This window comes from Streptomyces sp. Ru71 (assembly GCF_002920535.1).
GTDB lineage: Bacteria > Actinomycetota > Actinomycetes > Streptomycetales > Streptomycetaceae > Streptomyces.
Genome location: NZ_PQSS01000003.1, coordinates 247,175 through 266,750, shown reverse-complemented (window position 1 = coordinate 266,750; position 19,576 = coordinate 247,175). Strand labels below are relative to the sequence as shown.

Genomic DNA, 19,576 nt, shown 5'->3' with positions numbered 1-19,576 from the left:
CGACGAGGTTGCCGCGACCATGCCGAGTCCGAACAGGACCAGCAGCCAGGTGACCGAGCCGTCGGCGAACCCGGCGACATGGGTCATCATCGGCGCGATGTAGGTGATGGCCGCGAAGACGCCACCGAAGCCGAGGACGGTCATCGCCATCGCGAGCAGCACCTGGAGGTTCTTGAACGCGGCCAGCTCGTGGCGCAGGCGCACGCCTTCCGGCTTGGGCATCTCGGGGACGAGCTTGGCGACGCCGAGCAGTCCGACCACACCGAGGGCGGCGACGATGCCGAAGGTGACACGCCAGCCGACGCTCTGGCCGACCAGGGTGCCGAGCGGCACGCCGACGACGTTGGCGACGGTCAGGCCGGTGAACATCATCGCGATGGCTCCGGCCTTCTTGTCGGGGGCGACCAGCTCGGCCGCGACGACCGAACCGATGCCGAAGAAGGCGCCGTGGGCCAGTGAGGCGACCACACGTCCGATCAGCATGACCGCGAAGGCGGGGGCGAGGGCGGACAGCAGGTTGCCGGCGATGAACAGGCCCATCAGCAGCATCAGCATCCGCTTGCGGGGGACCTTGGTGCCGAGGACCGTCATCAGCGGAGCGCCGAGCACGACGCCGAGCGCGTATCCGGTCACGAGGAAACCGGCCGTGGGGATGGAGACCCCGAAGTCGCTCGCGACCTCGGGCAGCAAGCCCATGATCACGAACTCGGTCGTTCCGATTCCGAAGGCCCCGATCGCGAGGGCCAGAAGCGCGAGAGGCATGGAGGGGTACACCTTCCCAGACGATTGCAGGAGCGCTTTGCGTGCGTCCACAATAGTTGCAGACGCGGAATACTTGCAAGCGCGCTCTATTGCACGGCTGCCCTATCCTGGTAAGCAGCCGCTCCGGGACGGGAGGAAAACGCCGATGACAGCGACGGACCCCGCGCTCACCGCCCTTTCTCAGGGCTGGTGCGCCCTGTCTTTGCTGCACGGGAGGATCGAGGCGCACATCGAGCGGGCCCTGCAGGCCCGGCACGAGCTGAGCGTGCGCGAGTACTCCCTGCTCGACGTGCTCAGCCGGCAGCACGACGGCGACGGCGGACATCTGCAGATGAAGCAGGTCGCCGACGCGGTGGTCCTCAGCCAGAGCGCCACCACGCGGCTGGTCACCCGGCTTGAGGACCGCGGCCTGCTGGAGCGCTATCTGTGCCCCACCGACCGCCGCGGCATCTACACCAACGTCACCGAGGCCGGCCTGAAGCTGCTGCAGGAGGCCCGGCCGACCAATGACGCCGCGCTGCGTGAGGCACTCGACGCGGCGGCGCAGAACCCGGAGCTGGCTCCGCTGGTGCGGGCCGTGGAGACCCTGAAGGCACCGCTGCCCGCATAGGGTGCGGCCATGGGAGATCTTGAGATACGGACCGCCGTGGCTGACGACGTCCCGGCCATTGTCGGCATGCTCGCGGACGACCCGCTGGGCGCTCAGCGCGAGTCCCCCGACGACCTCGCGCCGTACCTGACCGCTTTCGAGACCATCGCCTCCGACCCGCACCAGCGCCTGGTCGTCGCGGTGCGGGAGGGCCGCATCGTCGGCACCCTCCAGCTGACGATCATCCCCGGCCTGTCCCGGCGAGGAGCCACCCGGTCGATCATCGAAGCCGTGCGCATCCACGCCGACGAGCGCGGCAGCGGACTGGGCACGCAGCTCATCGAGTGGGCGGTGGAGGAATCGCGGCGCCTGGGCTGCCAGTTGGTGCAGTTGACCTCGGACAAGAGCCGTGCCGACGCCCACCGGTTCTACGAGCGGCTGGGCTTCGAGGCCTCGCATCTCGGCTTCAAGCTGACGCTGTGAACACGCGGCGGGGGCCGTCCCCCGCCTGCGCGGCGCGGGGGCCGTCCCACGCATGTTTCACGTGAAACAGCCCCCGCGTCGCACGCCGTCGTGTCGGCCGATACGCCGCCGCGCGCCGACGTGTCAGCCGATCCCCCGCCAGCCCTGCGGGTCCACGCCTCCCGGCACAGCGGCGCTCTCGTCGTACGGCTGCCGCGTGAACACGAACGAGCCGAGATCCAGGTGGTCGACGGAGCCGTCGGCCCGCCGCACCGCCCGCAGGACCTCTCCGGCGTAGTAGCCCTCCAGCCCGGTCCAGCTGCCGTCCCCGTTGGAGCGGAAACGCGCGCCCCGGCCCTTGCCCGTGAGGGGCTCCAGCGAGGCCAGCCCGTCGGCCGTGAAACGCAGCGCGAAAGCGTGAGTTCCCCAGTACCAGGGCCCGGCCAGCTCCAGTACCGCCGGGTCGACCTCCCGCAGCGGCCGCCAGGGCTCGGGGATGCGCGGCTCCGCTTCGGCGACGATGCCCACCAGGTCCGCGGCCACGGTGGCGACGAGCGGACCGGACGTGCAGTTGGCGAGCACGACGGCGGCCACGTCGTCCTCCAGGCTGAACTGCAGGCCGGCCAGGAAACCGGGCAGAGAGCCGGAGTGCCCGACCACCAGTCGGCCCCCGTGACGCCGGACCTCCAGCCCGAGTCCGTACGCGTACCCCTCGGCCACGTTCGCCGTCTCAGGGGGCGCCGCGGGCGTTCGCATCTCGCGCAGAGACTGCGCCGAGAGCACCCGGTCGTCCCCCTGGATCAGGAAGGCGGCGAAGCGCGCCAGATCACCGGTGGTGGACCACAGTTGGCCCGCGGGGGCCATCCGGCCCAGATCCTCCACGGGTTCGGGCAGCATGACGTCCGCCCAGGGATGCACCGCCCAGCCGCCGGCATGGGGTGCGCTCGGACGCAGATCAGTGCGGTGAAGGCCCAGGGGTTCGAGCACTTCCCGGCGCAGCACGTCCTCCCACGCCTCGCCGCGCAGTTCCTCCACCAGCGCCCCGAGCAGCGTGAACCCGGGATTGGAGTAGTGGAACCGCTGTCCGACCGGATGCCGGAAGGGCTGTTCGCCCAGCACGTCGGCGAGTTCGGGGCGCAGCGTTCCCGGGGTGCGCTCCCACCACGGTGCCGGCGACTCGGCCGCCAGCCCACCGGTGTGCGCGAGCAGATCCCGGATCGTCGCCTCCCCCGCGCCGGTGCCGGGCAGATGCTTCTCCAGCGGATCACCGAGGTCGAGCAGCCCTTCGTCCCGCAGCCGCAGGACCAGAACAGCCGTGAAGGTCTTGGTGATCGACCCGATCCTGTACTGCACGTTCTCGTCGGGGCCATGGCCCTCGACCGAGGTGCGCGAGCCGTGCCAGACGGTGCGCCCGCCGCGGACGACGGCCGCGACGAGCGAGGGGGCCCGGCCGTCCGCCTGGGCCACGGCGATCCGGTGCAGCAACGCGCGCCGGGTGGCGGGAAGCAACTCTTCCTGAGAAGTCGTCATGGGCCCAGTCCACCCGCCGGGACAGCCCACGTCGAGCGCATTTCGCCGGGCGCGGCACGGCCCGGCGCAGGCATCAGGTCTGTGCCATGTCCACGAAACGCGAGTAATGGCCCTGGAAGGCGACCGTGATCGTCGCCGTCGGGCCGTTACGGTGCTTGGCCACGATCAGGTCGGCCTCGCCCGCGCGCGGCGACTCCTTCTCGTAGGCGTCCTCGCGGTGCAGCAGGATGACCATGTCGGCGTCCTGCTCGATGGAGCCGGACTCACGCAGGTCCGAGACCATCGGCTTCTTGTCCGTGCGCTGCTCGGGACCACGGTTGAGCTGCGAGAGCGCGATGACCGGGATCTCCAGCTCCTTGGCGAGCAGCTTGAGGTTACGCGACATGTCCGACACCTCCTGCTGACGGGACTCGGCGCGCTTGGAGCCGCCGGACTGCATCAGCTGCAGGTAGTCGATGACGACCAGTCTGAGGTCGTTGCGCTGCTTGAGACGCCGGCACTTGGCGCGGATCTCCATCATCGACAGGTTCGGGGAGTCGTCGATGTACAGCGGCGCCGCGGAGACGTCTGGCATCCGGCGGGCCAGGCGCGTCCAGTCCTCGTCGGTCATCGTGCCGGAGCGCATGTGGTGCAGCGCGACCCGGGCCTCCGCGGACAGCAGACGCATGGCGATCTCGTTGCGGCCCATTTCGAGGGAGAAGATGACGCTCGGCAGGTTGTGCTTGATCGCCGCGGCGCGTGCGAAGTCCAGCGCGAGGGTGGACTTACCCATGGCGGGACGGGCGGCGATGACGATCATCTGGCCGGGGTGCAGGCCGTTGGTGAGCGAGTCGAAGTCGGTGAAGCCCGTGGGCACGCCGGTCATCTCGCCGCTGCGCGAGCCGATCGCCTCGATCTCGTCGAGGGCGCCCTCCATGATGTCGCCGAGCGGCAGGTAGTCCTCGCTGGTGCGCTGCTCGGTGACGGCGTAGATCTCCGCCTGCGCGCGGTTGACGATCTCGTCGACGTCGTCGTCGGCCGCGTATCCCATCTGGGTGATGCGCGTGCCCGCCTCGACCAGACGGCGCAGGACCGCGCGCTCGTGCACGATCTCCGCGTAGTACTCGGCGTTGGCCGCCGTCGGCACGGTCTGGACGAGGGTGTGCAGATACGATGCGCCGCCGACCTTGTTGATCTCACCCCGCTTGGTGAGTTCGGCGGCGATGGTGATGGGGTCGGCCGGCTCGCCCCGGGCGTAGACGTCGAGGATCGCCTGGAAGATCGTTTCATGGGCGGGCTTGTAGAAGTCGTGACCCTTGAGGATCTCGACGACGTCCGCGATCGCGTCCTTCGACAGCAGCATGCCGCCGAGGACCGACTGCTCCGCCTCCAGGTCCTGGGGCGGCACCCGCTCGAACGCCGAACCACCGCCGTCCCAGTTTCCGCTGTCCCGGCCGCGCTCGTGCTGCTCCTCGCGGCCCCGGCCGCCGGCGCCCCCGTCACCGCGCCGGCGTGAGGCGGGCAGACGATCACTCGGTCCGGTGTCGGCCCACGGGTCGTCCAAGGGCTCGGAAATACTCACCGAGCCACCTCCTCCCGTCCGCCGAGCGGACCTCGCCGTGCCCCTCTTTTGTAGGGCACGGCACTGACAAACCGAGAAGCCCAACTCCGCTTGTCAGGTGCCGGTTTTGTGGCGTTTCTGCCACCGGCAGGCGGAGCGGGCGCCGGACAACGGTAGGCCCCACGGAGGCGTCAGCCAATCTGGTTATCCACAGGCCATGTGGACGACGGCCCCGATGCTGTGGAGAACTGCGCGAAACCTGTGCACGACACGGTGGACAGCGCTGTGAACAAGCTCGCTCCGAGCTCGGCACAACGCCCTTGACCTGCGGTTTCGGCATCCACGGGCTGTGCAGAAGAAAAACTTCCCCAGTCGGCCCAAGATCACTTCGAACAGTGCGCGAGAAAGCGCACACCGAACCGCGTAGTAAGGGTCAGTGCTGCATTGCATCACTTACCTGTGGACGACTAGATTAGTGCACATGACACAGGCTCCCGCGACCCCCAGGGTCACCCGCCGCCGGCACGACCGAGAGATCGTCGCACTGGCCGTTCCGGCCTTCGGCGCCCTCGTCGCCGAGCCTCTCTTCGTCATGGCCGACAGCGCCATCGTCGGCCACCTCGGCACCGCCCAGCTCGCCGGTCTCGGCGTCGCCTCGGCCCTCCTCACCACGGCCGTGAGCGTGTTCGTCTTCCTCGCCTACGCCACCACGGCGGCCGTCGCCCGCCGCGTGGGTGCCGGTGATCTCCCGGCAGCCATCCGTCAGGGCATGGACGGGATCTGGCTGGCCGTCCTGCTCGGGGCAGCAGTCATCGCCGCCGTCCTTCCCCTGGCCCCGGCGATCGTCGACCTCTTCGGGGCGTCGTCCACCGCGGCACCCCACGCCACCACCTATCTGCGGATCTCCGCGCTCGGCATACCCGCCATGCTGGTCGTGCTCGCCGCGACCGGTGTCCTGCGCGGGCTGCAGGACACCAGGACACCGCTCTACGTCGCCGTCGCCGGATTCGTCGCCAACGCCGCCCTGAACGCCGGACTCGTCTACGGCGCGGACCTCGGCATCGCGGGCTCGGCGTGGGGCACCGTGATCGCCCAGTGCGGCATGGCCGCCGTCTACCTCGCGGTGGTGGTCCGCGGAGCCCGCCGACACGGCGCCTCCCTGCGCCCCGATGCCGCGGGCATCCGCGCATCCGCCCAGGCAGGTGTCCCTCTGCTGGTCCGCACACTCTCCCTGCGCGCGATCCTGATGATCGCCACCGCCGTGGCGGCCCGGCTCGGGGACGCCGAGATCGCCGCCCACCAGATCATCCTGTCGCTGTGGAGCCTGCTCGCCTTCGCCCTCGACGCCATCGCCATCGCCGGGCAGGCCATCATCGGCCGCTATCTCGGCGGCGGGGACACCGAGGGGGCCCGCGCCGCCTGCCGGCGCATGGTGGAGTGGGGCATCGCGGTCGGCGTCGTGCTCGGCGCCCTGGTCGTGCTCACCCGTCCGCTCTTCCTCCCGCTGTTCACCAGTGACTCCCCGGTGAAGGACGCGGCGCTGCCCGCACTGCTGATCGTGGCGCTCTCCCAGCCGATCTCCGGCATCGTCTTCGTCCTGGACGGCGTGCTGATGGGCGCCGGGGACGGCCCCTATCTCGCCTGGGCCATGGTGCTCACCCTGGCGGTCTTCGCCCCGGTCGCGCTGCTCGTACCGACGCTCGGCGGCGGACTCACCGCCCTGTGGGCCGCGATGACCCTGATGATGGCCGTGCGGATGCTGACCCTGTGGCTGCGCGCCCGCTCGGGCCGCTGGCTGGTGACGGGCGCGACTCGCTGAGCCGAGAGACGGGGCCGGGGGTGGGTTCGTGGTCGTGGTCGTGGTCGTACCGTCCACGTTTCACGTGAAACATCGTGCCCTAAGCGCCGTAAGCCCCGCGCCGCACGCGAAGAGGGGCCGCCCCTTGCGGGACGGCCCCTCTCACATCTGCTCGGACCGAGCGCAGCGTCAGGCCGCGACGACCTCGACGTTGACCTTGGCGGCAACCTCGGGGTGCAGACGCACGGACGTCTCGTGGGCGCCCAGCGTCTTGATCGGAGCCGACAGCTCGATGCGGCGCTTGTCGACCTCGGGGCCACCGGAAGCCTTGATCGCGGAAGCGATGTCGGCCGGGGTGACGGAACCGAAGAGACGGCCGGCGTCGCCGGAGCGGACGGCCAGGCGGACCTTCACGCCCTCAAGCTGGGCCTTGATCTGGTTGGCCTGCTCGATGGTCTGGATCTCGTGGATCTTGCGAGCACGACGGATCTGCTCGACGTCCTTCTCGCCACCCTTGGTCCAGCGGATAGCGAACTTCCGCGGGATCAGGTAGTTGCGAGCGTAACCGTCCTTGACGTCGACAACGTCGCCGGCGGCACCGAGGCCGGAGACCTCGTGGGTGAGGATGATCTTCATGAGTCGGTCACCCTTCCCTTAGCGCGCGGTGGACGTGTAGGGCAGCAGCGCCATCTCACGGCTGTTCTTGACGGCCGTGGCGACGTCACGCTGGTGCTGCGTGCAGTTGCCGGTCACGCGGCGGGCACGGATCTTGCCGCGGTCGGAAATGAACTTCCGCAGCATGTTCGTGTCCTTGTAGTCCACGTACGTGACCTTGTCCTTGCAGAAAGCGCAGACCTTCTTCTTCGGCTTGCGCACAGGCGGCTTCGCCATGGTGTTTCTCCTGTGTGATCAAGAAGTTTGGGTACGACCCGCCCTCGACCGGGACCGGCCCCGAAGGACCGGATCCGAAGGCCTAGAAGGGGGGCTCGTCCGAGTAACCGCCACCGCCGCCGGAGCCGCCGCCCCAGCCGCCGCCACCCTGGTTGCCACCGGCGGGAGCGCCGGTCGCCCACGGGTCGTCGGCGGGAGCGCCGCCACCCTGCTGGCCGCCACCGGGGCCGCCGCCCCAGCCGCCGCCACCCTGCTGGCCGCCACCGCCGCCGTAACCGCCCTGGCCACCGCGGCCGGCGGTCTTGGTGACCTTGGCCGTGGCGTTGCGCAGGCTGGGGCCGACCTCGTCGACGTCCAGCTCGAAGACCGTGCGCTTGACACCCTCGCGGTCCTCGTAGGACCGCTGCTTCAGCCGGCCCTGCACGATGACGCGCATGCCTCGCTGGAGCGACTCGGCGACGTTCTCAGCCGCCTGTCGCCAGACCGAGCAGGTCAGGAAGAGGCTCTCGCCGTCCTTCCACTCGTTGGTCTGGCGGTCGAAGGTGCGGGGAGTGGACGCGACACGGAACTTCGCGACCGCCGCACCGGAGGGGGTGAAGCGCAGCTCGGGGTCGTCGACAAGATTGCCGATGACCGTGATGACGGTCTCGCCTGCCATGGGGGAACCTCTCGGCGGGTTTGCTGCTGCTGGCTGCTGGTGGTGCTACTCGGAAGTCCCGAGATCAGCTGAGCGAAGGCTCAGTGGGTCTCGGGGCGGAGGACCTTGGTCCGGAGGACCGACTCGTTCAGGTTCATCTGCCGGTCGAGCTCCTTGACGACCGCAGGCTCGGCCTGCAGGTCGATGACCGAGTAGATGCCCTCGGGCTTCTTCTTGATCTCGTACGCGAGACGACGACGGCCCCAGGTGTCGACCTTCTCGACCTTTCCGCCACCGTCACGGACGACAGAAAGGAAGTTCTCGATCAGCGGGGAGACAGAGCGCTCCTCAAGATCGGGGTCGAGGATGACCATCACCTCGTAGTGACGCATGTGGAACCCACCTCCTTTGGACTCAGCGGCCACGGTCGTTCCGTGGCAGGAGGGTTGTGATGCGTACGCAACGGTATCGGCCGCCACTGACAATCGTCGGTCAGCCGGCGGAATCGACCCGGGCCGTCTCGACGACCGTCTCGGGGACTGTCTCGACGCGACCTGGGCAGACACCGGTGCAGACGGTACAGACTACCTGCACACCGGCTTCCGGTTGAAATCCGGCCGCGAGGGCCGTCAATCTGTACACATCGGGTGTGTATGGCGCTACGATGCGCCGCCTTCCGCAGGAGGTGCCCTATGGCACAGGCATTGCGACCCAAGACCGCCTCCGGCCTTCTGGCCACGGACGGAAAGCCCCATCCCCTCCAGGACACGCTGCTCGCGGTGACCCTGGTGCTCGGCTTGCTGTCCTTCATCACCGCCCTGGTCTCCGACGACCTGCACCTGCTCAGCTCCTGGGCCGGTCTGGTGGGCATCCTCACCGGTGCCTACGGCCAGTGGATCTCGGTGACGACCCGCGAGCGCTTCGGCATGGTCGTGGGCATGGGCGCGTCCGGCGTCGGATTCCTGCTCGGCATGGCGAACGGCGGTCTCTTCGGCGGGATCTTCTGAGACCACCCCCACACCACCACCACACTCACCCGGCCGCGCGGCGGCCGGGCGAGATGTCCCGTGCGCCCAGCAGGGGCGCCCCCGGGGCGCAGTAGGCTTCGGCACCAGAGCCGGAGCCCCTGACCCATGGGGACACACCAGCCCGAGGAGCGCCCCGAATGAGCCTGACCCTGAGGACCATCAGTCGCGAGCAGCATCTGGCCTACATCCAGAGTCTGCCGGCGGCGAGTCACATGCAGGTCCCGGCCTGGGCGGACGTGAAGGCGGAGTGGCGCTCGGAGAGCCTCGGCTGGTTCGACGACCGTACCGGCGAGCTGGTGGGCGCGGGCCTGGTCCTGTACCGGCAGCTGCCCAAGATCAAGCGCTACCTCGCCTACCTGCCCGAGGGCCCGGTCATCAACTGGTTCGCGCCGAATCTTCAGGACTGGATCGAGCCGATGCTCGCGCACCTGAAGCAGCAGGGCGCCTTCTCGGTGAAGATGGGCCCGCCGGTGGTCATCCGGCGCTGGGACGCCGACACCATCAAGAAGGGCATCCAGGACCAGGACGTGAAGCGCCTGCGCGACCTGGAGGCCGACTTCATCGAGCCGCGCGCCTTCGAGGTGGCCGACAAGCTGCGCCGCATGGGCTGGCAGCAGGGTGAGGACGGCGGCGCCGGCTTCGGCGACGTGCAGCCCCGCTACGTCTTCCAGGTGCCGCTGGCGAACCGCTCCCTGGAAGAGGTCCACAAGAACTTCAACCAGCTGTGGCGCCGCAACATCAAGAAGGCGGAGAAGGCCGGCGTCGAGGTCGTCCAGGGCGGCTACCACGACCTGGAGGAGTGGCAGCGGCTGTACGAGATCACGGCCGTGCGCGACCACTTCCGGCCGCGCCCGCTGTCGTACTTCCAGCGCATGTGGTCGGCCCTCAACAGCGAGGACCCCAACCGCATGCGGCTGTACTTCGCCCGCCACAACGGCGTGAACCTGGCGGCGGCCACGATGCTGATCGTCGGCGGGCACGTCTGGTACTCCTACGGCGCCTCCGACAACATCGGCCGCGAGGTGCGCCCCTCGAACGCGATGCAGTGGCGGATGCTGCGCGACGCCTACGCGCTCGGCGCGACCGTCTACGACCTGCGCGGCATCTCCGACTCGCTGGACGAGACCGACCACCTCTTCGGCCTGATCCAGTTCAAGGTCGGCACGGGCGGCCAGGCCGCCGAGTACCTCGGTGAGTGGGACTTCCCGCTGAACAAGCTGCTCCACAAGGCGCTCGACATCTACATGTCGCGCCGCTGAGCCACACTCCCCTCTCTTCGACCGTCTGCAACAGAAAGGTTCCAGGTCCGGCCATGGCGCTCACGCTCTACGTCGACACCGCGCGCTGGCGGGCGCACCACAAGCACGTGCAGGAGCAGTTCCCGGGCCTGGTGCCGGTCTGCAAGGGCAACGGCTACGGCTTTGGTCACGAGCGGCTGGCCGAGGAGGCCACGCGGCTGGGTGCGGACCTGCTCGCCGTCGGCACGACGTACGAGGCCGCCCGGATCAAGGACTTCTTCGGCGGCGACCTGCTGGTGCTGACCCCGTACCGGCGCGGCGAGGAGCCGGTGCCGCTGCCCGACCGGGTGGTGCGCTCGGTGTCGTCCGTCGACGGCGTGTACGGCCTGGTCGGCGCCCGGGTGGTCATCGAGGTGATGTCCTCCATGAAGCGGCACGGCATCAGCGAGCAGGATCTGCCGCAGCTGCACGCCGCCATAGAGAACGTCCGCCTGGAGGGCTTCGCCATCCATCTGCCGCTGGACCGCACCGACGGCTCGGACGCCGTCGAGGAGGTCATCGGCTGGATGGACCGGCTGCGTGCGGCGCGGCTGCCCCTGCACACGATGTTCGTCAGCCACCTCAAGGCCGACGAACTGCAGCGGCTGCAGCAGCAGTTCCCGCAGACCCGGTTCCGCGCCCGCATCGGCACCCGGCTGTGGCTGGGCGACCACGAGGCCACCGAGTACCGCGGCGCGGTCCTGGACGTCACGCGGGTGGCCAAGGGCGACCGGTTCGGCTACCGGCAGCAGAAGGCGGCCTCCGACGGCTTCCTCGTCGTCGTGGCGGGCGGCACCTCGCACGGGGTGGGCCTGGAGGCCCCGAAGGCGATGCACGGCGTCATGCCGCGCGCCAAGGGCGTCGCGCGCGCCGGCCTCGCCACCGTGAACCGGAACCTTTCTCCGTTCGTCTGGGGCGGGAAGCAGCGCTGGTTCGCCGAGCCGCCGCACATGCAGGTGTCCATCCTGTTCGTGCCGGCCGACGCGCCCGAGCCCCAGGTCGGTGACGAGCTGGTGGCCCATCTGCGCCACACCACCACGCAGTTCGACCGGATCGTGGACCGCTGAGCCCCACCCCACCACGACAGCAGAAGGCCGTACACGGACCCTCCCGTGTACGGCCTTCGTCGTTCTACTGCACCGGCCCGCGCCGTTCGCTCAGAGCGAACCCCCGGCCGGGTCACGGCCGTTGCCCCACTCCACCGGCGGGGTGTCGAAGTGGGCCGCGTGCCGCGCGGGGCGGGCGGCGGGTCCGAGGACGAAGACGTCCTCCGCCCCGTCGAGGACCCCGCCGGACGGGTCGTCGTCACCGGCCAGACGCACCACGTCCCGCTCCGGCATGAGGATGTCGCGCACCACGACGGCGCACAGGTAGACCGTCCCCAGCAGGTGCACACCGATCGCCCAGTGGTAGCCGTCGGTCGGCAGGCCCTTGTGGGCGTCTCCGCTGGTGGTGTACGCGAGATACATCCAGATGCCGAGGAAGTACGCCACCTCGCACGCCTGCCAGATCAGGAAGTCACGCCACTTGGGCCGGGCCAGCGCCGCCAGCGGCACCAGCCACAGGACGTACTGCGGTGAGTACACCTTGTTGGTCACGATGAACGCCGCGACGATCAGGAACGCCAGCTGGGCGAACCGGGGGCGGCGCGGGGCGGTGAAGGTGAGCGCGGCGATGCCCACGCAGCACAGCAGCATCAGCACCGTGGCGAACGTGTTCACGGTCTCGGTGCTCAGCGGATGGCTGGAGTTCTGCGCCATGATCAGCCAGAACGACCCGAAGTCGACACCCCGCTCCTGGCTGAACCGGTAGAACTTCGACCAGCCCTCGAACGCGAAGAGCATCACCGGCAGGTTCACCACGACCCAGGAGACGGCCGCGCCGGCCAGGGCATGGCCGAAGTCCCGCCACTTGCCCGCACGCCAGCACAGCACCAGCAGCGGGCCGAGCAGGAAGACCGGGTAGAGCTTGGCGGCCGTGGCGAGCCCGAGCAGGACACCGAAGGCCAGGGACCGGCCCCGGGACCACATCAGCATCGCGGCGGCCGTCAGGGCGACGGCGAGCAGGTCCCAGTTGATGGTGGCCGTCAGCACATACGCGGGGGCCAGGGCGACGAGCAGGCCGTCCCAGGGCCGGCGGGCGTGCGTACGGGCGACGCAGACGGCGATGACGGCCGCGCAGACCATCAGCATCCCGGCGTTGACCATCCAGTACCACTGCTCCTGGTGCTGGATGCTGCCGCTGCCGGGCGTCATCCAGGCGGCCACCTCCATGAACACGCCGGTCAGCACCGGGTACTCAAGGTAGTCCATGTCCCCGGGCAGCTTGTCGAAGTAGGGCACGAGCCCGTCGGCGAAGCCGCGCCCCTGGTACAGGTGCGGGATGTCGGAGTAGCAGGCGTGCGTGTACTGCGAGCTGGCACCGAAGAACCAGGCGCCGTCGTAGCAGGGCGCCTTCTGCACCAGCCCGAGGGCGAACATGCCGATCGCCACGAGGGCGACGATCCGGACGGGCGTCCACCAGGAGGCCCCGGTCAGGGCCCGCCGTCCGAGCGGGCCGCCGATCAGCTCACTGCCGGCCGCGGCGATCTTGTCATCGCGGGTCGGGCGCACCGGGTCCGGCTCGTGCACGCTCGTCGGCGTCGATTCTGCACTGGGCATGAGGCACATCCTGCCGTACAAGGCTGGGAAAACGCCGAGGGCCGCCGCACCTGGCCCGGTGCGGCGGCCCGTGTTTCACGTGAAACGTCCGCATGTTTCACGTGAAACACCGTGTCGGGTGAATCGGCGGCTATCCGGCCGGGCCTCCGAAGAGTCCTCCGCCGCCGTTCTGGTTGCCCTTGGGTCCTCCACCACCCGTGTCCGTGACGGAAGGCGAGGGACTCACACCACCGTCGGTGCCGCCGGTGTCGGTGCCACCGCTGGTCGTGCCGCCTCCGTTCGGGTCACAGTTCCAGTCCCACGGCTTGCAGGTGTTCTTGGACGTCGGCGACGGGCTGATCTGGGACTGGCTGGGCGACGGCGTCGGCGACGGGCTCGTCTCCTCCGTCTCCGTCGCGGAAGGAGTGGGCGTCGGCGAGGGCTGCTCGTTGACGATCTCACCGATGGGCTCGGGGGTCGGGAACGGCTTGGCCGGCTGCCCCTTCAGGGCCTCTTCCATGTAGTCGTGCCAGATCTGCGCCGGGAACGAAGCACCGTGGATCTTGCTCTGGCCACCGGTGCCGAACATCTTCAAGAACTCGCGGTTCTTGTTCGACGCGTCGTCGTCGTACCGGAACATGGTGATCGCCGTGGACAGCTGCGGGGTGTAGCCCACGAACCACGCCGACCGGTTGCCGTCGGTGGTACCCGTCTTACCGGCCACCTCACGGCCTTCGAGCTGGGCGTTGGTGCCCGTGCCCTTCTCGACCACGGTCTTCAGCACGTCGGTGACGTTGTCGGCGACCGTCGCGGTGAAGGCCTGCTTGGTCTTGGTCTCGTGCTTGTAGGCCAGACCGTCCTTGTTGACGACCTTCTCGACCGAGTACGGGTCGCGCTGCTGGCCGCTCGCCGCGAAGGTGGCGTAGGCCCCGGCCATGCGGATCGCACTGGGGTCGGAGATACCGATGGAGAAGGACGGGTAGCTGGTGCCGGCCAGGCTGCTCTCCAGCAGGCCCGCGTCGACGGCGGCCTCCTTCACCTTGTCCAGGCCGACGTCCATGCCGAGCTGCACGAAGGGGGAGTTCACCGACTCGCGCATGGCCTCACGCAGATCGATCAGGTACTTGGGCGGGTCACCGTACGACTTCTGGCCGTCGTTCGTCTGCAGCCACTCCTGGCCCTTCTCGTTGGTCCAGACGTTGCCCTGGTAGTCCTTGATCTTCAGCTTGTTCTTGCCGCTGTACAGGCTCTTGGGCGAGACGATGGTCCGCTCGTCCTGCGCCTGGTCCGGACCGAGCTTGGGATCGCGCACGCCCCACTTCATCGCGGCCGCGAGCACGAACGGCTTGAAGGTCGATCCGACCTGCGCACCGGTGGCGTCGGCGTTGTTCGTGAAGTGCTTGGTCGCGTCCTCACCACCGTAGATGGCCTTGATGGCTCCGCTGGACGGGTCCACGGACGCCCCGCCGAACTGGACGTGGGTGTCGTACTTGGGGCGCAGTTTCGGCTTGATGTTGGCCTTTTGCACCTTTGTGACGGAAGCCTGGAGTTCCTGGACCTTCTTCTTGTCGAAGGTCGTGTAGATCGACAGGCCGCCCTCACGCAGCTTCTGCTGGGTGATCCCGGTTTCCTTGCTGTGCGTGACCAGGTAGCTGTTCGCCAGGTCGACGAGGTAGCCGATCTGACCGCTGAGCCGGGTGTTGGAGCGCGGGTTCTGGACCTTGGGGAGGGTCGGGTACTTTGCGCGTTCCGCGGCGCTGAGGTGGCCGTACTCGACCATCTTGTTCAGCGTGTCCTGCATCTGGTTCTTGGCACGCCGCGCGTTGGCTTCCGGCGTGGCCGCCGGGTCGATCGAGGTCGCTCCGGCCGGGTCGTAGTAGGTGGCGCCCTTGAGCATCGCGGCCAGGAACGCGCACTCGCCCGGGTTCAGGTCCACTGCGTCCTTGTTGAAGTAGGCACGCGCGGCCGCCTGGATGCCGTAGGCGTTGCGCCCGTAGTACGCGGAGTTCAGGTAGCCGGCCATGATCTCGTCCTTGTCGACGGTGGCCCCCACCTTGATCGAGACGAAGATCTCCTTGAACTTACGGGTGAGCGTCTGGGACTGGTCGTTCAGCATCGCGTTCTTGACGTACTGCTGGGTGATGGTGGAACCACCCTGCGTCTCGCCACCCTTGGCCATGTTCAGCACGGCTCGGGCGATGCCCTTGGGGTCGATGCCGCTGTCGGTGTAGAAGGTCTTGTTCTCCTGGGAGATCACGGCGTTCTGCATCGCCTTGGGGATCTGCTCCAGGTTGATGATCTGGCGGTTGGTCTCACCGCCCGTGGCGACCATCTGGCTCTTGTCGGCCCAGTAGTAGACGTTGTTCTGCGCCCTCGCGGTGTCGGCCACGTTCGGGACGCCGACCATCGCGTATCCGATGCCGGCCACGGCCACCAGGCTGCCGAAGAAGCCGATGCACAGACCGGACACGAGCTTCCAGGACGGCACCCAGCGGCGCCAGCCGTACTTCCCCGCGCGCGGGTAGTCGATGAATCGCTTCCTGCCGGGGTCGGCCGCACGCCCCCGGCCCCGCCCGGGACCGGCGGGCGCTGCACGACGTCCCCCGCGGCCCGGGTCGGCCGCTCGGCGGCGGCCGCCGCCTCTCTGCGCCGCTCTGCGGGCCTCGGCGCGGCCGCCGTAGGTCCGCTCCTCACCTTCCGTCCCGTAGGAATCCGACCCGTACGAGTCGGACGGAGACCCGGTGGCGCCTCGCGGTGCCGCCCGGCGGCCGGAGGACGAACCGGACGTACCGCGTCGTCCCGCGGCACGTCCGCCTCCCTGCGGCTGTGGCGGTTTGCGACGGTGCTCGCTCATCGAACGATTACTCCTAGGGCAGGCGCACCCGTGCGCGCCTGGAAACGGCGGCTGGTTTCCGGTCCCCCCGAAGTACGGATGTGGTCGGTTTGGCATTCACCCGTACTGCACCGAGGACGACGACGCCCTCAGGCGTCACTCGGTTCCCGGTGGTCTGCATGGCGCACAGACTACGCACCGTCAAAACACATCGAGTCCTGAAGTTCACCCCAAATCAGGCAACTTGCATGTGACGAATCAGTGATGTGATCCCGTTCACCGTCGTTCCCCTTGTCGCACCCGGATGACCGTTCTATCGTCGTGATGTATCGAGTCGATACATCAGCTCGACATAAAGACCGTCACGGCACCCGCCCCGCGGGTCGCGGCAGGAAGGAGGCGACGATGAGCCGGCGTTCCGGGATCCTTGAGTTCGCCGTCCTCGGCCTGCTCCGCGAATCTCCGATGCACGGCTATGAGCTGCGCAAACGGCTCAATACATCACTGGGTGTGTTCCGCGCGTTCAGTTACGGGACGCTCTACCCCTGCCTCAAGACGCTGGTCGCCAACGGCTGGTTGATCGAGGAGGCCGGGAGCGGCACCGAGGACGCCCTGGCCGCTCCGCTCGCGGGGCGCCGCGCCAAGATCGTCTACCGGTTGACGGCGGAAGGTAAGGAGCACTTCGAGGAGCTGCTGTCGCAGACGGGGCCCGACGCGTACGAGGACGAGACCTTCGCCGCTCGCTTCGCCTTCTTCGGGCAGACCTCGCGCGACGTCCGCATGCGCGTCCTCGAAGGCCGCCGCAGCCGGCTGGAGGAGCGGCTGGAGAAGATGCGCGCCTCACTGACGCGCACCCGGGAGCGCCTCGACGACTACACCCTTGAGCTCCAGCGCCACGGGATGGAGTCCGTGGAGCGCGAAGTGCGCTGGCTGAACGAGCTCATCGAGAGCGAGCGGGCCGGACGGGACATCCGTTCCGCCGGGGGGACCGCTCAGCAGGACACCACATCTGGAGCGTCGGGCGGCCTGCCCCGTCCCGGGGACAACCCCCGGACGGATACGCCCGACGACACCGCCTCGTGAGCGCCCACGCAGGGCCTCACTCGTACACACAGGGAGCAACCGGAATGGGTTCGGTTCGCGTAGCCATCGTCGGCGTGGGCAACTGCGCCGCCTCGCTGGTGCAGGGAGTCGAGTACTACAAGGACGCCGACCCGGCGTCCAAGGTGCCGGGCCTGATGCACGTCCAGTTCGGCGACTACCACGTCAAGGACGTCGAGTTCGTCGCCGCCTTCGACGTGGACGCCAAGAAGGTCGGCCTCGACCTCGCCGACGCCATCGGCGCGTCCGAGAACAACACCATCAAGATCTGCGACGTGCCCAGCACCGGTGTGACGGTCCAGCGCGGCCACACCCTCGACGGCCTCGGCAAGTACTACCGCCAGACCATCGAGGAGTCCGACGCCGAGCCGGTCGACGTCGTCCAGGTCCTCAAGGACAAGCAGGTCGACGTTCTGGTCTGCTACCTGCCCGTCGGCTCCGAGGACGCGGCGAAGTTCTACGCCCAGTGCGCCATCGACGCCAAGGTCGCCTTCGTCAACGCCCTCCCGGTCTTCATCGCCGGCACCAAGGAGTGGGCGGACAAGTTCACCGAGGCGGGCGTCCCGATCGTCGGCGACGACATCAAGTCCCAGGTCGGCGCCACCATCACGCACCGCGTCATGGCGAAGCTGTTCGAGGACCGGGGTGTCATCCTGGACCGCACGATGCAGCTGAACGTCGGCGGCAACATGGACTTCAAGAACATGCTTGAGCGCGAGCGCCTTGAGTCCAAGAAGATCTCCAAGACGCAGGCCGTCACCTCCCAGATCCCCGACCGGGACCTCGGCGAGAAGAACGTCCACATCGGCCCGTCCGACTACGTCGCCTGGCTCGACGACCGCAAGTGGGCCTACGTCCGCCTGGAGGGCCGCGCCTTCGGTGACGTCCCGCTGAACCTGGAGTACAAGCTGGAGGTCTGGGACTCCCCGAACTCCGCCGGTGTCATCATCGACGCGCTGCGCGCCGCGAAGATTGCCAAGGACCGCGGCATCGGCGGCCCGATCCTGTCGGCGTCCTCGTACTTCATGAAGTCCCCGCCGGTGCAGTACTTCGACGACGAGGCCCGCGAGAACGTCGAGAAGTTCATCCGCGGCGAGGTCGAGCGCTGAGGTTAGCCCGATAGCTCCTGCCAGGGCCGGAAGGGTCCCTGGGGCACTGTGCCCCGGGGGCCCTTCCGTGTGTGAGGCTGTGCCGCATGGCCGTCGTCCGTGATCTTCGCGTGCTGCTCCACTTCGGGAACTTCCGGCGCCTGCTCGCGGTACGGCTGCTCTCCCAGGGCGCCGACGGGGTCTACCAGGTCGGCCTCGCCACCTACGTCGTCTTCTCCCCGGAGAAACAGGCCTCGCCGACGGCGATCGCCTCGGCGATGGCGATCCTGCTGCTGCCCTACTCCGTGGTGGGCCCCTTCGCCGGCGTCCTGCTGGACCGCTGGCGCCGGCGGCAGGTCTTCGTGTACGGCAACCTGCTGCGCGCTCTGATGGCCACGGTGACCGCGGTCCTGATGGTCGCTCACGTCCCCGACTGGCTGTTCTACGTCTCCGCCCTGTGCGTCACCGGCGTCAACCGGTTCGTGCTGGCCGGGCTGTCCGCGGCCCTGCCGCGCGTGGTCGACGCCGAGCGGCTGGTCGTCGCCAACTCCCTGTCCCCGACGGCCGGGACGCTCGCCGCGACAGCGGGCGGCGGACTGGCGTTCGTCGTACGCCTGGGCCCCGCCGGCTCCGACGCCGTGGTGGTCCTGCTGGGCGCCGCCCTGTACCTGTGCGCCGCGCTCGCCTCACTGCGCCTGGCCGTGGACCTGCTGGGCCCCGATCCGGCCCTGGTACGGCCGAAGCTGGCGGCGGCCCTGCAGGGCACCGCACAGGGTCTCGCGGCCGGCGCCCGCCATCTGGCCGAGCCGCGCCGCCGGGAGGCCGCCTGGGCGCTGGCCGCGGTGACGCTGATGCGCTTCTGCTACGGCGCTCTCACCGTCACCGTGCTGACGCTGTGCCGGTACGCGTGGGCCTCCGACACGGACAAGGGACTGGCGTTGCTCGGTCTGGCCGTCGGCGTCTCGGGCGCGGGATTCTTCGCCGCGGCCGTCGTGACCCCGGCGGCGGCAGGGCGGCTCGGGCCGGTGCGCTGGATCGTGGTGTGCTCGGCCTGCGCGGCGGTGCTGGTGCCGGCGCTCGGGTTGACGTTCCGCCAGGGGCCGGTCCTGGTCGCGGCGTTCGTCCTCGGTCTGGTCACGCAGGCGGCGAAGATCGCGACGGACACGGTGGTGCAGGCCACGGTCGACGATGCCTTCCGCGGCCGCGTCTTCTCGCTGTACGACGTACTGTTCAACGTCGCCTTCGTGGGCGCGGCGGGCGTTGCCGCGCTGATGCTGCCGCCGGACGGGCGCTCGGTCCCGCTGGTGGTCACGGTGTCTCTGGTCTATGGGGCGGTTGCCTTGGCTATGCCCCGTTTTCGGCACCGGTGAGTGTCACATCCAAGCCACAGAGTGAACTCGG

18 protein-coding genes are annotated in these 19,576 nt (G+C 69.0%); 9 read left to right on the top strand and 9 right to left on the bottom strand.

The window, feature by feature from the left end; all coding sequences use genetic code 11:
* On the bottom strand, positions 1–762 hold a 762-nt coding region (locus tag C3489_RS03725; RefSeq protein WP_146075269.1), incomplete at its 3' end, for an MFS transporter.
* Between the two features lie 145 nt (positions 763–907).
* Between C3489_RS03725 and C3489_RS03720 the strand changes: the two genes are divergently transcribed.
* Positions 908–1,372 (top strand): MarR family winged helix-turn-helix transcriptional regulator, encoded by a 465-nt coding sequence (locus C3489_RS03720; RefSeq protein WP_103779787.1) that lies wholly within the window; start codon positions 908–910, stop codon positions 1,370–1,372.
* Between the two features lie 9 nt (positions 1,373–1,381).
* Positions 1,382–1,834 carry a GNAT family N-acetyltransferase gene (locus C3489_RS03715; RefSeq protein ID WP_103779785.1) on the top strand — a complete coding sequence of 151 codons (453 nt, stop codon included), beginning with the start codon at positions 1,382–1,384 and terminating at the stop codon, positions 1,832–1,834.
* Between the two features lie 123 nt (positions 1,835–1,957).
* On the opposite strand, the gene C3489_RS03710 is transcribed toward C3489_RS03715, so the two are convergent.
* Together C3489_RS03710 and dnaB are read right to left on the bottom strand one after the other, a co-directional pair.
* Entirely contained in the window at positions 1,958–3,343 is a 1,386-nt protein-coding gene (locus tag C3489_RS03710; protein ID WP_103779783.1) for a serine hydrolase, read from the bottom strand.
* 73 nt (positions 3,344–3,416) lie between these two features.
* A complete protein-coding gene (gene dnaB / locus C3489_RS03705; RefSeq protein ID WP_103779781.1) occupies positions 3,417–4,904 on the bottom strand; it encodes a replicative DNA helicase in 1,488 nt (495 codons plus the stop codon).
* Between the two features lie 460 nt (positions 4,905–5,364).
* On the opposite strand from dnaB, the gene C3489_RS03700 reads away from it, so the two are divergent.
* Positions 5,365–6,702: an MATE family efflux transporter gene (locus C3489_RS03700; protein ID WP_103779779.1), complete on the top strand. Its 1,338-nt coding sequence runs from the start codon at positions 5,365–5,367 to the stop codon at positions 6,700–6,702.
* Positions 6,703–6,870: 168 nt separating this feature from the next.
* Here C3489_RS03700 and rplI read toward each other — a convergent pair whose 3' ends face one another.
* The 4 genes from rplI to rpsF all read right to left on the bottom strand — a co-directional run bounded on the left by rplI (position 6,871) and on the right by rpsF (position 8,601).
* Positions 6,871–7,317 carry a 50S ribosomal protein L9 gene (rplI, locus tag C3489_RS03695; RefSeq protein WP_103779777.1) on the bottom strand — a complete coding sequence of 149 codons (447 nt, stop codon included), beginning with the start codon at positions 7,315–7,317 and terminating at the stop codon, positions 6,871–6,873.
* An 18-nt stretch (positions 7,318–7,335) separates the two neighbouring features.
* Positions 7,336–7,572, bottom strand: a complete 237-nt coding sequence (gene rpsR, locus C3489_RS03690) for a 30S ribosomal protein S18 (protein WP_003949403.1) — start codon at positions 7,570–7,572, stop codon at positions 7,336–7,338.
* Positions 7,573–7,654: 82 nt separating this feature from the next.
* Positions 7,655–8,230, bottom strand: a complete 576-nt coding sequence (locus tag C3489_RS03685) for a single-stranded DNA-binding protein (protein ID WP_103779775.1) — start codon at positions 8,228–8,230, stop codon at positions 7,655–7,657.
* Positions 8,231–8,310: 80 nt separating this feature from the next.
* Positions 8,311–8,601: a 30S ribosomal protein S6 gene (gene rpsF / locus C3489_RS03680; RefSeq protein ID WP_009189556.1), complete on the bottom strand. Its 291-nt coding sequence runs from the start codon at positions 8,599–8,601 to the stop codon at positions 8,311–8,313.
* Between the two features lie 300 nt (positions 8,602–8,901).
* Between rpsF and C3489_RS03675 the strand changes: the two genes are divergently transcribed.
* The 3 genes from C3489_RS03675 to C3489_RS03665 all read left to right on the top strand — a co-directional run bounded on the left by C3489_RS03675 (position 8,902) and on the right by C3489_RS03665 (position 11,581).
* Complete coding sequence (locus C3489_RS03675) at positions 8,902–9,216, top strand: hypothetical protein (protein ID WP_103779773.1); 315 nt, start codon at positions 8,902–8,904, stop codon at positions 9,214–9,216.
* A 158-nt stretch (positions 9,217–9,374) separates the two neighbouring features.
* A complete protein-coding gene (gene femX, locus C3489_RS03670) occupies positions 9,375–10,496 on the top strand; it encodes a peptidoglycan bridge formation glycyltransferase FemX (RefSeq protein WP_103779771.1) in 1,122 nt (373 codons plus the stop codon).
* Between the two features lie 53 nt (positions 10,497–10,549).
* On the top strand, positions 10,550–11,581 hold the full coding sequence (locus C3489_RS03665) for an alanine racemase (RefSeq protein ID WP_103779769.1): 1,032 nt from the start codon (positions 10,550–10,552) through the stop codon (positions 11,579–11,581).
* A gap of 90 nt (positions 11,582–11,671) precedes the next feature.
* Here C3489_RS03665 and C3489_RS03660 read toward each other — a convergent pair whose 3' ends face one another.
* Together C3489_RS03660 and C3489_RS03655 are read right to left on the bottom strand one after the other, a co-directional pair.
* The gene (locus C3489_RS03660) at positions 11,672–13,174 is read right to left on the bottom strand and encodes a glycosyltransferase family 87 protein (protein ID WP_181139473.1); all 1,503 of its coding nucleotides are present in this window, start codon (positions 13,172–13,174) and stop codon (positions 11,672–11,674) included.
* Between the two features lie 130 nt (positions 13,175–13,304).
* A complete protein-coding gene (locus C3489_RS03655) occupies positions 13,305–16,007 on the bottom strand; it encodes a transglycosylase domain-containing protein (protein WP_103779765.1) in 2,703 nt (900 codons plus the stop codon).
* Between the two features lie 384 nt (positions 16,008–16,391).
* Between C3489_RS03655 and C3489_RS03650 the strand changes: the two genes are divergently transcribed.
* The 3 genes from C3489_RS03650 (at position 16,392) to C3489_RS03640 (ending at position 19,545) form a co-directional block, all read left to right on the top strand.
* Positions 16,392–17,069 (top strand): PadR family transcriptional regulator, encoded by a 678-nt coding sequence (locus tag C3489_RS03650; protein ID WP_103779763.1) that lies wholly within the window; start codon positions 16,392–16,394, stop codon positions 17,067–17,069.
* A 44-nt stretch (positions 17,070–17,113) separates the two neighbouring features.
* The gene (locus C3489_RS03645; RefSeq protein ID WP_103779761.1) at positions 17,114–18,196 is read left to right on the top strand and encodes an inositol-3-phosphate synthase; all 1,083 of its coding nucleotides are present in this window, start codon (positions 17,114–17,116) and stop codon (positions 18,194–18,196) included.
* Between the two features lie 86 nt (positions 18,197–18,282).
* Entirely contained in the window at positions 18,283–19,545 is a 1,263-nt protein-coding gene (locus C3489_RS03640; protein WP_103779759.1) for an MFS transporter, read from the top strand.
* The last annotated feature ends 31 nt before the right edge of the window (positions 19,546–19,576 follow it).

Bases quoted from the DNA above. Each gene is read 5' to 3' on its own strand.
- C3489_RS03700 (WP_103779779.1), top strand. From the start codon at position 5,365: ATGACACAGGCTCCCGCGACCCCCAGGGTCACCCGCCGCCGGCACGAC.
- C3489_RS03655 (WP_103779765.1), bottom strand. From the start codon at position 16,007: ATGAGCGAGCACCGTCGCAAACCGCCACAGCCGCAGGGAGGCGGACGT.
- C3489_RS03685 (WP_103779775.1), bottom strand. From the start codon at position 8,230: ATGGCAGGCGAGACCGTCATCACGGTCATCGGCAATCTTGTCGACGAC.
- C3489_RS03650 (WP_103779763.1), top strand. From the start codon at position 16,392: ATGAGCCGGCGTTCCGGGATCCTTGAGTTCGCCGTCCTCGGCCTGCTC.
- C3489_RS03710 (WP_103779783.1), bottom strand. From the start codon at position 3,343: ATGACGACTTCTCAGGAAGAGTTGCTTCCCGCCACCCGGCGCGCGTTG.
- C3489_RS03665 (WP_103779769.1), top strand. From the start codon at position 10,550: ATGGCGCTCACGCTCTACGTCGACACCGCGCGCTGGCGGGCGCACCAC.
- rpsR (WP_003949403.1), bottom strand. From the start codon at position 7,572: ATGGCGAAGCCGCCTGTGCGCAAGCCGAAGAAGAAGGTCTGCGCTTTC.
- rplI (WP_103779777.1), bottom strand. From the start codon at position 7,317: ATGAAGATCATCCTCACCCACGAGGTCTCCGGCCTCGGTGCCGCCGGC.
- C3489_RS03720 (WP_103779787.1), top strand. From the start codon at position 908: ATGACAGCGACGGACCCCGCGCTCACCGCCCTTTCTCAGGGCTGGTGC.
- C3489_RS03660 (WP_181139473.1), bottom strand. From the start codon at position 13,174: ATGCCCAGTGCAGAATCGACGCCGACGAGCGTGCACGAGCCGGACCCG.
- C3489_RS03645 (WP_103779761.1), top strand. From the start codon at position 17,114: ATGGGTTCGGTTCGCGTAGCCATCGTCGGCGTGGGCAACTGCGCCGCC.
- C3489_RS03675 (WP_103779773.1), top strand. From the start codon at position 8,902: ATGGCACAGGCATTGCGACCCAAGACCGCCTCCGGCCTTCTGGCCACG.
- rpsF (WP_009189556.1), bottom strand. From the start codon at position 8,601: ATGCGTCACTACGAGGTGATGGTCATCCTCGACCCCGATCTTGAGGAG.
- C3489_RS03715 (WP_103779785.1), top strand. From the start codon at position 1,382: ATGGGAGATCTTGAGATACGGACCGCCGTGGCTGACGACGTCCCGGCC.
- femX (WP_103779771.1), top strand. From the start codon at position 9,375: ATGAGCCTGACCCTGAGGACCATCAGTCGCGAGCAGCATCTGGCCTAC.
- C3489_RS03640 (WP_103779759.1), top strand. From the start codon at position 18,283: ATGGCCGTCGTCCGTGATCTTCGCGTGCTGCTCCACTTCGGGAACTTC.